The sequence below is a fragment of the Vibrio sp. 10N.247.311.51 genome (assembly GCF_041467855.1).
Classification (GTDB): domain Bacteria; phylum Pseudomonadota; class Gammaproteobacteria; order Enterobacterales; family Vibrionaceae; genus Vibrio; species Vibrio coralliirubri.
The window spans coordinates 22,464-34,978 of the sequence record NZ_JBFSVK010000014.1 but is presented as its reverse complement, the minus strand read 5'-3'; the positions used below and the strand labels follow the sequence as shown (position 1 = coordinate 34,978).

Sequence of the window (12,515 nt, the reverse complement as noted above, 5' to 3'; positions counted from 1 at the left end):
ACCTTATTGCCAATTACCAATTGCGTAGCTTTCTAGATAAGGTCTCTTTCGGCCCAGCGATGATCACCACATCCCCAATTTCTAAACTCACATCCAGTTCTGGTGCTTTAGTGAGGCTCGGTCCTCGCTTAAAGCCAAGTACCTCAACACCATTTTCTTTACACAGCTTAAGGTCACCAAGTTTCTTACCCAACAAATTGGAACCAATAACAATCTCCGTCATCGCTAAACCGCTGCCAAGATCGATAAACTCAAGAACGCGTCTATCCAACATTTTACGCGCAACACGAATGCCCATATCTCGTTCAGGCATAATGATATGGTCAGCACCAATCTTAGAGAGAATCTTGCCGTGAAACTTATCGTTCGCCTTAACCCAAACAGCTTTTGCGCCTGACTCTTTTACCACCAGCGTAGTAAGAATACTGGAGTTAACATCAGAGCCAATCGACACCATCACCATGTCGTAATCGTCGAGTCTTAACTCTTTGACGGTCTCCTCGCTTGTACAGTTCGCAACAATCGCTTGTGAAACAAAAGCCGCCGCTTCTTTCACTCGCTCTTCATCAATATCGACGGCGAGTACCTGTGCGCCTGAACTTTGTAGCTCTTTGCAAACAGATAAACCAAATCGCCCTAAACCGATAACTGCATATTGTTTGTCGCTCATTTGAAATCCTGTTTAGAAATTTTAATTACACGGGATAGCCAAACCTACATTAGTTTCTATCTCAAAAAAAGTTAGTTCTGCAAGAATAAGGTTATACTATTGTCATAATCGCTTGATTTATAAAGGTAGAGAACAACTCGAGTTTCTGCTAATTTCCAATTCATAATTTCTGCGGCAGCACACACAATGAATGAATTCATAACCCAAGTACAAGCCTACATCAACCAGAGCCATAGTGATTGGGCAAACAGCGTCCTATTCATCACTATTGCGAGTTTTCTCGCTTGGGTAGCTTGGCGAATTATCCATAATCGCTTAGAAATTCTGGTTCAGAAAACCCCTTTCCACTGGGATGATTTGCTACTAGAAGCACTGAAAACCCCAGTCAGCACATTACTTTGGTGTTGGCCTGCTACAGTATCTGTCGGGCTAATCCTTCAAGACCAGTTTGGTAATGAAATCAACTGGTTAAAAACTCTTAAGCACATATTGATTATCTGTACCTTCGTTTGGTTTACCTTACGAATGATCACTAACACTGAAGCGTATGTCTTAGAGCAAAAAACCAGAGACGAAACCACAGTGCAAGCTATAGCGAAAGTCGCTCGCTTGTTCTTTATGGTGATGGGCGGCCTAACCATCATGCAGGCGTTTGGGCTCAGCCTTTCCGGTTTACTTACCTTTGGTGGTGTTGGTGGCTTGATCGTCGGTTTAGCGGCTAAGGACTTACTGTCGAACTTCTTCGGTGGCATGATGATTTACTTCGATCGCCCTTTTAAAGTCGGCGACTGGATACGCTCTCCCGATCGTCAAATCGAAGGCACTGTAGAACGCATAGGCTGGCGTATGACCATCATTCGTACCTTTGATAAACGTCCTTTGTACGTACCGAATTCTGTGTTCAGTAACATTGTGGTCGAGAACCCATCAAGAATGTTGAACCGCAGAATCAATGAGACTTTTGGGCTGCGTTACCAAGATGCAAACAAACTGGCTCTGATCGTGGATGACGTAAAAGCCATGCTTGAAACGCACCCAGATATCGATGCCAAACAAACGCTGATCGTTAACTTTGATAAGTTTGGGCCGTCAACACTTAACTTCTTTATCTACACCTTCACAAAAACAGTCAACTGGGTGAGATACCACGAAGTTAAACAAGATGTCCTGTTGCAAGTGTTAGCGATTATTCATCAGCACAATGCAGATATCGCCTTCCCAACACAAACACTCAAAATCGATCCTCAGGGCTTTGGTGAAACTCACGCTCTTGGTGAGGCTCAAAGTATGATCACTTCCGCCCCGGAAGGTCATCAATAGCCAAGCCCATATTGATTGTCGAGAAGTAAGTTGGTTAATGATAAGTAAACTGGTTATCGATAAATAAACAGAGTGAAGCGTGGTAACATGGCGCAAGTATTCAAATGCACCTAATTACCACGCTATGATTTTACCTGTCATTCTAGCCGGCGGCTCCGGAAGTCGTCTCTGGCCACTGTCTCGCGAGCTTTACCCTAAGCAATTTCTCAATATTGCCGGTGAACAGTCAATGCTTCAGCAAACGCTTCAACGCCTGCAAGGTCTTGAAGAGCACTTGATGGATAGTAAATGCGATGCCCCATTCATTATCTGTAATGAAGAACATCGCTTTATTGCCGCTGAACAAGCTCGGGCATCCAATATCCAACACAGTGGAATACTGTTAGAGCCAGTCGGTAGAAACACAGCCCCAGCTATTGCGCTTGCCGCCCTAAAGGCTTTAAGTAAACCAGCGCTTAATGAACAAAGCGCATCCGATCCTATCTTGTTAGTGCTGGCTGCTGATCATCACATCGCGAAAACCTCTGAATTCCAACAAGCGATTAGTCGTGGTGTTGATTATGCAAAACAAGGCAAACTGGTGACATTCGGCATAACACCTGACGCCCCAGAGACTGGTTATGGCTATATCAAGCAGGGAGAGCCTCTTTCCTCCAGTGTTCAAACTGATACTAATGGGACAGAGCAGCCAATCAATCATGCCTACGCCATAGAGTGTTTTGTAGAAAAGCCAGATACAGCAACAGCAGAAGAGTACATCCGCTCAGAACAATACTTATGGAACAGTGGCATGTTCATGTTTAAGGCATCACGCTATGTTGAAGAACTCGCCGAACACCACCCTGAGATATTAGCGGCTTGTAAACTCGCTCTTGCAAAGCAAAATACCGACCTCGACTTTATCCGTATAGACGCTGAAGCATTCAAAAGCAGTCCGAGTGATTCAATCGATTACGCCGTGATGGAAAAGACCTCACACGCCGCGGTGATCCCGATGGATGTCGGCTGGAACGATATTGGCTCATGGTCCGCGATCTGGGATGTAAGCGAAAAAGATGAGCACAATAACGTCATTGAAGGTGATGTGTTAACCGTCGACTCTCAGCACAACTACATCCATGCTGAAAACAAGTTGGTTGCTACGGTAGGCGTTGATAACCTGATTATTGTTGAAACCAAAGACGCTATATTGGTTGTGAAAAAAGACAAGGTTCAGGGTGTTAAATCGATTGTCAGTCAACTAAATCAAGCGGGTCGCACAGAACATGTACATCATCGTGAGGTGTTTAGACCTTGGGGTAAATACGATGTTATAGACCTAGGCAAGCGCGACAAAGTTAAACGTATCACCGTAAAACCCGGTCACAAGTTGTCGTTACAAATGCACCACCATAGAGCGGAACATTGGGTAGTCGTGGCGGGTACTGCGAAAGTGACCAACGATGAGAAAACTTACCTGGTTGAAGAAGATCAATCCACTTACATCCCTTTAGGACATATTCACAGCCTAGAGAACCCAGGGGATCTCCCACTCGAGATGATTGAAGTACAAACAGGCAGTCATTTAAGTGAAGACGACATCATTCGATATCAAGACAGCTATGGGCGAGACATAAGCAAGCAACAAGTCCACTTATCAAAGCACAACCAAACCAAATAAAGCAGCGACAAATCGATGAAACCAACATTAGACCTGAGCAGCTTTAAGAACAACGATATCCGCGGCGTCATTGGTAAGCAAATCAATGAGCCACTCGCCTACCTGCTCGGTAAGGCATTTGGCGAATACGTCCTGTCCGCTAAGCCTGAAACCTCACTTGATGGCTTGGCGCAGGTAGTGATTGGTCGTGATAACCGCAAAACCTCCCTGTCATTACAAGAAGCCATGACCAAAGGCTTGATCGAGTCAGGGGTTACCGTAATTGATCTAGGTATGACTGGCACTGAAGAGGTCTACTTTGCGACTCGTTACCTAAAAGCGATTGGCGGAATACAAATTACAGCTAGCCACAACCCAATCAATTACAACGGCATGAAATTGGTCGGAGTAGACGCTAGCCCTATCAGTAAAGACAGTGGTTTAGATGAAATAAAACGACGCATTGAAGAACTTAATCAAGAGCTTAACTGCAATTTACCGTTCGTTCATGCACAACCAAGTAACTCTAGTAGATCGACCAGTATTCTCGCCCCTTATGTAGACCACCTACTCTCGTATATATCACCTTCTGAGCTTTCGCCAATGAAGATTGTGGTTAACGCAGGAAACGGCGTTGCAGGACATATCATTGATGCTTTAGAGAATAAATTTAACGAACTCGGTGCCCCTATCACCTTCATCAAGGTTCATCATACCCCTGATGGAAACTTCCCACATGGTATTCCAAACCCTTTAATTAGAGAGAACCAAGCAGTCACTCGAGATGCCGTTCTAGAGCATTCTGCCAACCTTGGAATTGCTTGGGATGGAGACTTCGACCGATGCTTTTTCTTTGATGGGCAAGGCAATTACATAGAGGGTTATTACATTGTCGGGTTGCTTGCTGAAGCATTCTTGGTCAAACAGCCTAACGCGACTGTATTGCACGATATGCGCATGACATGGAACACAATCGAAATCGCTAACACGCATGGTGGAAAAGCGATTGGAATTAAAGCAGGACACGCACTTATTAAAGAGAAGATGCGTGAAACAAATGCCGTCTATGGTGGCGAAATGAGTGCGCACCATTATTTTCGTGATTTTGGATATTGCGATTCAGGCATGATTCCTTGGCTATTGGTTATCGAACTAATGTCGAAAACTCAACAATCTCTTCACCAATTGACGAGTACCAGTATAGATAGATTCCCCTCTTCCGGGGAGATCAATCGAAGAGTATCAGACCCAGAGCAGGTCATGGCTTGCGTGTTATCGCACTACCGAGATAATGCCGTTGAGATCGATCACACAGACGGGATCAGCGTCAATATGGGCACATGGCGCTTCAACTTAAGAAAGTCCAATACCGAGCCATTAATACGCCTTAATGTAGAAACCAGACAAGATAAAATTCTACTATCACAAATAGTAAAAGAGCTACTTAGCCTCATCAAATAGACTTGTCCAACTTTATGGGGTCACTCACAATTGCTAGGCTTGTTTGTAAATGATCTATTGGGACTGAGACTGTGCAAGTCGAATGCTCACCAAACTCGCCACCATGATGGCCAAGTAAAAACTACCAATTATCGATTCCATAAACACAAAAAATTGAGCAATCGGTAAAGCGGGTGAAATGTCTCCATACCCTACCGTTGTCAAAGTGATAAAGCTGAAATACATCGCATTAAACAAGTTTGTTAGCCAAATTTGTTCTTCTAAACCATTAAATGCGTTTGGGAAGATCTCTAAAATTAACAGATAGATAGTCGACCACGCGAAACCCAATAGCAAATAAATACAAATGGAACCTATGATGTGATTGGGTGTGACGGTTTTAGCTTGTATTACCTGCCTTAAAGCCGAGTAAATATGTGAAAACAGAAAGATGGCCAAGGCAGTTAGTGTAACAATCGATAGGTTGTAGCCTTCTAAGAAAGAAAACACACCCGACACCGATGCGGTTATTAACAACAACCCATACCAAGAGCGATACAAAGAACGCTCTTTATGAATGCCGACAATCGAAACCGCTAAGGTAATGATGATCAAAAATAGAATCGTTTTTTGGCCTTGCGGATAAAACTGCTGCATCACCGCGCAACCAAAAAACAACACCAACAATGCATAAAATAAGAAGTAGAAGTTGTCGTCTTTCGAGACTGCCTTCATCTATTCCTCCTCGGTCTCTGCTTGCTTTGCCTCAGCTTCTTCTTGGTTTTTATCTTCAAGCCCAAGCCACGCCATCATCAGCTCATAGGTCAAGCTCAGGACAACTGCACCGACAAACAAACCGACAATTCCTGACATGGCCATTCCGCCAAGTGCACCCAATAAAATAACCAGCATTGGAATATGAGAACCGCGGCTCAGTAGTACAGGTTTCAAGATAGCGTCACTACCACTCACCAGAATACACCACACCAAGAACAAGCTAGCAGCCAACGTTGATTCAACGCTGAACATGTAGATAATTGCAGGTAACAGAGCCAGAATCGGTGGAAGTTGAATAATTGCAATTAACAATACCGCCAGCGCCCATAACGCGGCAGCAGGTACGCCTGCAATGACTAGACCAATTGCTGACATAATAGACTGAATGACAGCAACACCTATCACACCTTGAACTACGCTGCGTACCGTTGTCTTAGACAGTTGCACCAGTTCAACACCTTTGCCATCCGTTAAGCGAGCCACTAAGTGCGTTACACCCGTTTGACATTTGTCGGCATTACTCATAAATGCGCCAGCAATAATGGTCGAGATAATAAATTGAATAAAGCCACCGCCAAGAGAACCTAATATCGAAGCCGCTTTAGTAGCAAATACCTTAAGTTCTTCCGCATACTTAATAAACACCCCCTCAATATTTGAAGAGGCATGAACCAAGGCGGCATACACTTTTTCACCGATGAACGGGATCTCTTGTAAGGACTCTTTTGGTTTCGGCAGAGACAAGGTTCCGTCCTGAAGCCCTGTCATTAAGTCGGATGCACTGGTGTAGATGCCTGATGAAAGAGCGACTAAAGGAATCAACAGCAACAACACACCAATAAAGCTCAATAATGCGCTGGCTTTACCTTTCGACATTCCGGTTTTATTTGAAATCGCCACCGCTACTGGATAAAGCGCAGTCGCAATAATCGCACCCCACACTACCAATAGAATGAATGGGCGTAGAATTGAAAAACACCAATAGACTAGCATCGCAATGGCAGCAATCTTTATTGCGGCATCAATCGCCTGTTTAGAAAAATCATCGGTTAACTTCATGGGACGTCCTTGTTAGGGCAAAAATTAAGTCTGGTTTTGTAAAAACTTCCAATTCCTAGTTTCAAGGAAGAGCGAAGCCAAAATCATATAAATTCCAATCAACACTAATTGGAATATGCGTATAAATGTGTTGCTGTCGATATCGCCTGAGCTCATCAATGTGCTCCCGACCAGCACTAATAAAGTACTGAATGCAGTCGCGAAAATCGGCGCTTTTTCTGGAACGGTATATATCTTGGTCGCCATAAGAATGGCGATCAAACCAATAAACAAAGAATAGAAGACAATATTAGGAACAATAGAAAGAATTGAGAAAGCCGCAATCGCTAACAAGCCCCCAATACCATTACTGATCACCAGAAACGCACTCAACTTTATCGATTTCTCTGACGTAATCATTAACGATAACAATGCAATAAACATCATTGTCAGTAACGCTTCAGAGATTTGAAAAATAAAGAAAAAACACACAACAGGGTAAGAGATAATCATCGCCCTAAAGGCCGCATACCAACGCTGCTTCTTATCAAGTGGCGCTGCCGCAAAACCGGAAAACTCTGACTTAGGTTCAGGGAAAAACACATGTACCAAAGCAAAGATCATGACTGAAACCACACCCGAGGTTGCCAAACCTGATGCCAGTAGTACAGAAACACCTGGGTTATCAATCGCCATGAATGGCAGCATCAATACAGCAATTAATAAGACGGTAGCGAACAGATTCCATTTAGGGTCAACAAACAAGTAATAGCCCCACAGCATCATCAAACCCACCAATATCAACAGAGGGATGGGATAATGCGTAATACCACGAGACAACAACAAACCTAACGCCATAGTGGCAACCACCGCCAACAAAAGCTCGTAAACGGTTTCTTTATGCAAATTAGGTTTGTCGATTAAAAACTTAGCGGTGAATACCGGTGCGACGAACGCAAGTGGCCAGTTAATCCACGCCGCCAAAAAGACAGCCAACGTGACCCCGACGGTATATCGCAGGATCCGTTGCTGTGTTTGTTGGTCGAGTACGGGCTTATCGGACATAAGACAATACGCTAATAAATCGAATCCAAAGCTTGCCTATCGCATTGAAAACAAAGTTATCGCCGCTATAAACAATCACATCTGCCTGACCACCGACACGTAACATGCCTTGCATGGTGTCACGTTCAAATTCGATAGTGATTGGAAGCATTTGAGTCTGGCGCAACCAGCCCGTTTGTTGGCTAGCTTGAGCAAGCTTACCCGCTTGATCGTTCTGCCCCCAATCCACACCCCAATCGATGCTGCTGACACGGCCTTTGACAATTTGACCCGGAGCAAAATCAAGCGCGACTTCCACTTCATCACCCACCGCAACATTACCTAAGCTGTTTTCACGATAATAAGCTTCGATCCAGATGTCTTCTGTGGATACAAACGTCATGATCGCTTGTCCTGCAGAAGCATAGAAGCCTTCAGAAAGGCTAAAGTTAGAAACACCGCCTTGAGTCGGTGCTTTGATAACGGTACGTTCAAGGTTGAGCTGAGCCTGTTCCAACGCCAATAATGCCGCTTTCACTTGGCTGTTCTCTTCACCCTCTTTACCCATCTGCTGCTTGGCACGCTCCAAATCCGCTTCAGCGTTTGTCACACCAGCGCGAGAAGTTGCTAATGCCGCTCTCGCCTCATCAGCATCCGACTTAGACATCACACCTTTTTCAGCCATTTCCAACACACGTTTGGCTTGTAGCTGAGTGTTTTGTTTCTCGACCAGAGCAGAGGTTAATTTGGCTTGTGCTGAAGCGATGTTGGCAGTTTGAGCTCCAACATTTTGCCCTGCAATCTCAAGATTTTGCTCGGCTTGTTGCACCGCAATTCGGTAATCTGATTCATCAAGAATCGCGAGTGTGTCACCTTGATTAACCAATTGATTCGGCTTAACTAAGATATCAAGCACTTTGCCTGACACTTCAGGCTTAATAGGAACGATGTAACCCTTCACGCGAGCATTATCGGTGATCGGTATAATTCGATCAGCAACAATGCTGAACAGCAGCGTGAATGCCACAAACCCAAGCAGGTAGTTGGTTACCTTTCTTACCTTATCCTTGCCATTCTCTGGTTGGCTACTTTCTTCATTGTCGTCTTGCTTGTTCCCTTTAACTTCAGACATGGAACTCCCTTCTCAATAACTAACATCAACAAAATTAATATCTTAAAAATAAACCTGACCATGGAAAACTCAAGTAAATAGGGTTAGATTTACTAAACAAAGTGTCGTAAATGATATGCACGTCCAATTATGTATCAATGCACAAGGATTGATTGATCATGGCCAACAGCTCTTATCAAGTACCCGTTATACAAACCAGTTACGCCAAGATCTTAGTCCAAATATTTACTGACTATGGGTTAGACCTACACAAACTGCTCGAAGACTCGGGCCTACCACCTGATCTTATTGAGTCAGAGAGTGACTTTGTGCCGTCGGAATCCATCAAACGATTGATTTATCTGACCTCATCACAATTGGGCGTTTCCCGATTTACGGATGTACTTGGTCTTGCATTTAGACGAAGAATCATCCCAAATGTCTTGCATCAATTTACCGAGTTCGAAACCATTGGCGACTCGTTAAAACACATCAACACAATCTTCGCTTATGACTCGCCAGGCAGCAGTGTCGATTTCGTCGTCGAACACGGGCAGAGCTGGTTTTGCCGAACATCGCGAGACGAGCCTTCATCTATGTTCCAATGGGGCGAAGTGTTTGCCATCACCTACATCATTGAGCTGATCACGATTTTATCTCAATCGCCTTGGCAACCTACCAAGTTACGTTTGCAAGGGCATGACACCGATATCGTCAAAACCTTGGTTCCGAGCAATTGCCAGTTGTTTATTGACCACAGTTCAACCGCCGTGATGATCCCAGATGAGATTCTACAACTGCCAATTCGCCTCACAGCTAAAGACTTAAGTAATAAGCCTGCTATCGTTGAATGGCACACCAGTTTTACCGACAGCGTTTATGAACTGCTCCAACCCTATATGAAAGAGCAAGACCTCTCGCTTGAAGAGGCGGCAGAGCTGCTTAATTTCTCAGTGAGAACCTTTCAACGTAAGCTTAAAAACGAAAACACGACCTATCGAAAAATTAAAGAGAACCTGATGTTTTCCGTAGCCTGTGAGCTGATGGAAGAGGGCCACACCCTTACCTACATCTCTAGCCAATTGGGTTACACCAACATTTCGCATTTCTCACGTGCTTTTAAGCGCGTTTCAGGACTGACGCCAAAAATTTATCAACGCTCAATCTCTGGCTAGAAACCTTCCTACCAGAATCCCTTCCCCACCTGAAGATAGTTGCTCCAGAAAGGGAAGAGAATGGTGGTAACACCATATTCAGCTACCCTAAAACGATAGCTGTCGGGTAGCCTAAGCTAGAACTACACACTCTATTTCGCCCGTTACCTTTAGCGCGGTAAAGTGCCTTATCTGCACTGCGATAGGTCGCTTCGGCTTGCGCCTGTATTTCAGACACACCACTGCTCACAGTCAGGTTCAATGTTGTTCCTTTGGTAATCACTTCTTTCAATCGATACATCGCCTCAAACGCTTCTGCCAAATTGGTTTCAGGCATCAAGATAGCGAACTCTTCTCCGCCTACTAGCGCGACGATGTCAGTGTCTCGACTATTGTTTCTCAACAGTTCTGCGACCTCTTTCAGCGCTGAATCACCTTGGTCATGACCGTGATTATCATTGATGGCCTTGAAGTGATCTAAATCGATCAACGCCAGACAGGAATGCGTGTAACCATAACGCTCCGCTAGGTTTGAATAATGTTTTAAGTCGTTATCAAAGCGGCGTCGATTCCAGCACCCTGTCAGTGAATCCGTTTCCACCAGCATTCTTAATCGACGCTCCAATATCTTACGTCGGCTAATATCCGTAAAGGTCACCACGTACTTGTTATTGTGCGGCAGAATTTCAGTTAGCTTTTCTACCACAACGTTAACGGTAAACTGCTCACCAAGTCGACTTACGCCACTCAACTCACCTTTCCATCTCTGGTTTTCTTTAAGTGAGCGAGTAATGGTCGCAATTAGACTGCTGTTATTCATAAAACAGAGATCAGAAATCGGACGAGATTCGACTTGGTCAAAGGCATAACCTGAAACTCGTGAGAATTGTTGATTCACTTGTATGACCCTCAATTGACTATCGAGGACGATAAAACCTGCGACACCATCAATGATCGCTTCCGACAAGTTATTCTTGCTTTGAGCCATTTCATGTCGATAAAGACGTGCGGTAATCAGAGTGCTAAGTAAAAACAACGCGCACACCGAAAAAACCATGGCTGGCGTAGAAGCAATACTCAGCAACCACAAGCTAAATGCCATATTGAGGACAAGTGCAGACACCACGTATAGCGGCATTTTTCGGTCATAACTTAACTTGTTCATAGTTTGCTCTGGTGATGGGCGAATGACTATGATGGCTAAGTTTTGATTAAGATATTTACCATTTTACGACACATACAAATTCAAATTATATGAGTACTTTGAAGATCAACAACTTATGCTAATTATTGAGTAAGAAGAGCAAACTACCACCACTGAGTGAACTGCCATAATTGAAGTTAATGCCGATGCCAAAGTTATCAAAAAAGTAAGAGTCATAAGGGACATCGAACACCAACCCAGCGCCAAATTCATAGTAATAGTGTGTATCTAAAGGATCCGTTAAATCCCCCGCTATATCGATTCTTCTAAAGTTATAGTGGACCTGAGGGTTGTTTAACGACCAAGCATCGAGCGCGACATTTTGCCTAAACTCTAGTTCATTAATAAATCGCATCCCTTCAGGGTTACCGATATCACCATCGTTCGCTTCACCCCATCCAGTCCCATAGAAATAACGCACTCTAGAAGAGACATTCCAGCTTCCCCACTCTTGCTTCTTTAAATACTTGAGTTTTACCGACGGCTCACCAATCAATGCCCATGCTGAAGTATTTAGCGCGTAGCCGTCTAGCTGAGACTGAAATGCTTGAGAGTAGCTGTTGTTGTATTCGTATTTATTGCGGTAATAGAGCAAGTGAGTGCCTAAGCCATACGCGATAGACCAACGTTGGGTTAAATGATTTTGAACCCCGAAAAAGCCATACAGGCCTAATACTGAGTCTTTATTCGGATTCACACGACGATCAGAGGTCACATCTGATGAGATTTCAATATCCTGCTCAGAAAGCGCATAAGACCCTCGCACAGACCAAATAAGGTCAAGATCAGGGTCATCGGTGTTAATCACCGAAGAATAAGGAATGGAGCCCACACTCACTTGACTTCGAGTATCGATGGTTTTATCGGAGCCAAAACCATTGTCGTTCAAATTGATAAATGAATTAGGATCAAAATCAACAAAGCCAATAGAAACTGCATCACTGTCAGTCAACGCAATAGAAGCCGCGAAGATCTTCTCTAAACGATTTTGAATCGCTTCATTTGAGGCATAGGCCGAGGATGAAAAAAGGCCAGTTAAGATCAGAACAATAGAAGAGGAATACAGCGATTGGGGTGAAAGCATTAAGTTGACTCCATTCAAACTTATGCTTCAAGTG

General features: G+C 44.1%; 11 protein-coding genes. 4 read left to right on the top strand and 7 right to left on the bottom strand.

The window, feature by feature from the left end; genetic code table 11:
* Window positions 1-13: 13 nt before the first annotated feature.
* The gene (locus AB6E85_RS13970) at window positions 14-670 is read right to left on the bottom strand and encodes a TrkA family potassium uptake protein (protein ID WP_061038459.1); all 657 of its coding nucleotides are present in this window, start codon (window positions 668-670) and stop codon (window positions 14-16) included.
* A gap of 186 nt (window positions 671-856) precedes the next feature.
* Between AB6E85_RS13970 and AB6E85_RS13965 the strand changes: the two genes are divergently transcribed.
* From AB6E85_RS13965 to AB6E85_RS13955, 3 genes are all read left to right on the top strand, one after another.
* Window positions 857-1,990: a mechanosensitive ion channel family protein gene (locus AB6E85_RS13965; protein WP_372143048.1), complete on the top strand. Its 1,134-nt coding sequence runs from the start codon at window positions 857-859 to the stop codon at window positions 1,988-1,990.
* A 124-nt stretch (window positions 1,991-2,114) separates the two neighbouring features.
* Window positions 2,115-3,650 (top strand): mannose-1-phosphate guanylyltransferase/mannose-6-phosphate isomerase, encoded by a 1,536-nt coding sequence (locus tag AB6E85_RS13960; protein WP_372143092.1) that lies wholly within the window; start codon window positions 2,115-2,117, stop codon window positions 3,648-3,650.
* A gap of 15 nt (window positions 3,651-3,665) precedes the next feature.
* The gene (locus AB6E85_RS13955; protein WP_372143047.1) at window positions 3,666-5,090 is read left to right on the top strand and encodes a phosphomannomutase CpsG; all 1,425 of its coding nucleotides are present in this window, start codon (window positions 3,666-3,668) and stop codon (window positions 5,088-5,090) included.
* Window positions 5,091-5,144: 54 nt separating this feature from the next.
* Here the strand turns inward: AB6E85_RS13955 and AB6E85_RS13950 are convergent, their stop codons facing one another.
* From AB6E85_RS13950 to AB6E85_RS13935, 4 genes are read right to left on the bottom strand one after another with little or no spacing between them, the layout of a single operon-like run.
* Entirely contained in the window at window positions 5,145-5,804 is a 660-nt protein-coding gene (locus AB6E85_RS13950) for a potassium channel family protein (RefSeq protein WP_372143046.1), read from the bottom strand.
* Window positions 5,805-6,905 (bottom strand): AI-2E family transporter, encoded by a 1,101-nt coding sequence (locus AB6E85_RS13945; RefSeq protein ID WP_372143045.1) that lies wholly within the window; start codon window positions 6,903-6,905, stop codon window positions 5,805-5,807.
* A 24-nt stretch (window positions 6,906-6,929) separates the two neighbouring features.
* Window positions 6,930-7,949, bottom strand: coding sequence for a DUF2955 domain-containing protein (locus AB6E85_RS13940; RefSeq protein WP_372143044.1), 1,020 nt, complete (start codon window positions 7,947-7,949; stop codon window positions 6,930-6,932).
* The gene (locus AB6E85_RS13935) at window positions 7,939-9,060 is read right to left on the bottom strand and encodes an HlyD family secretion protein (RefSeq protein WP_017629920.1); all 1,122 of its coding nucleotides are present in this window, start codon (window positions 9,058-9,060) and stop codon (window positions 7,939-7,941) included. Before AB6E85_RS13935 ends, AB6E85_RS13940 begins: the two co-directional genes overlap by 11 nt.
* A 158-nt stretch (window positions 9,061-9,218) precedes the next feature.
* Here AB6E85_RS13935 and AB6E85_RS13930 point away from each other — a divergent pair, with 158 nt between their 5' ends.
* The gene (locus tag AB6E85_RS13930) at window positions 9,219-10,214 is read left to right on the top strand and encodes a helix-turn-helix domain-containing protein (RefSeq protein WP_372143043.1); all 996 of its coding nucleotides are present in this window, start codon (window positions 9,219-9,221) and stop codon (window positions 10,212-10,214) included.
* Window positions 10,215-10,296: 82 nt separating this feature from the next.
* Here the strand turns inward: AB6E85_RS13930 and AB6E85_RS13925 are convergent, their stop codons facing one another.
* Window positions 10,297-11,358, bottom strand: coding sequence for a diguanylate cyclase (locus AB6E85_RS13925; RefSeq protein ID WP_372143042.1), 1,062 nt, complete (start codon window positions 11,356-11,358; stop codon window positions 10,297-10,299).
* A gap of 118 nt (window positions 11,359-11,476) precedes the next feature.
* A complete protein-coding gene (locus tag AB6E85_RS13920) occupies window positions 11,477-12,481 on the bottom strand; it encodes a Solitary outer membrane autotransporter beta-barrel domain (RefSeq protein ID WP_372078902.1) in 1,005 nt (334 codons plus the stop codon).
* Between the last annotated feature and the right edge of the window lie 34 nt (window positions 12,482-12,515).

What these genes read in the sequence shown, in the direction of transcription:
- AB6E85_RS13970 (WP_061038459.1), bottom strand. Translation starts at nt 670, where the DNA reads ATGAGCGACAAACAATATGCAGTTATCGGTTTAGGGCGATTTGGTTTA.
- AB6E85_RS13965 (WP_372143048.1), top strand. Translation starts at nt 857, where the DNA reads ATGAATGAATTCATAACCCAAGTACAAGCCTACATCAACCAGAGCCAT.
- AB6E85_RS13960 (WP_372143092.1), top strand. Translation starts at nt 2,115, where the DNA reads ATGATTTTACCTGTCATTCTAGCCGGCGGCTCCGGAAGTCGTCTCTGG.
- AB6E85_RS13955 (WP_372143047.1), top strand. Translation starts at nt 3,666, where the DNA reads ATGAAACCAACATTAGACCTGAGCAGCTTTAAGAACAACGATATCCGC.
- AB6E85_RS13950 (WP_372143046.1), bottom strand. Translation starts at nt 5,804, where the DNA reads ATGAAGGCAGTCTCGAAAGACGACAACTTCTACTTCTTATTTTATGCA.
- AB6E85_RS13945 (WP_372143045.1), bottom strand. Translation starts at nt 6,905, where the DNA reads ATGAAGTTAACCGATGATTTTTCTAAACAGGCGATTGATGCCGCAATA.
- AB6E85_RS13940 (WP_372143044.1), bottom strand. Translation starts at nt 7,949, where the DNA reads ATGTCCGATAAGCCCGTACTCGACCAACAAACACAGCAACGGATCCTG.
- AB6E85_RS13935 (WP_017629920.1), bottom strand. Translation starts at nt 9,060, where the DNA reads ATGTCTGAAGTTAAAGGGAACAAGCAAGACGACAATGAAGAAAGTAGC.
- AB6E85_RS13930 (WP_372143043.1), top strand. Translation starts at nt 9,219, where the DNA reads ATGGCCAACAGCTCTTATCAAGTACCCGTTATACAAACCAGTTACGCC.
- AB6E85_RS13925 (WP_372143042.1), bottom strand. Translation starts at nt 11,358, where the DNA reads ATGAACAAGTTAAGTTATGACCGAAAAATGCCGCTATACGTGGTGTCT.
- AB6E85_RS13920 (WP_372078902.1), bottom strand. Translation starts at nt 12,481, where the DNA reads ATGCTTTCACCCCAATCGCTGTATTCCTCTTCTATTGTTCTGATCTTA.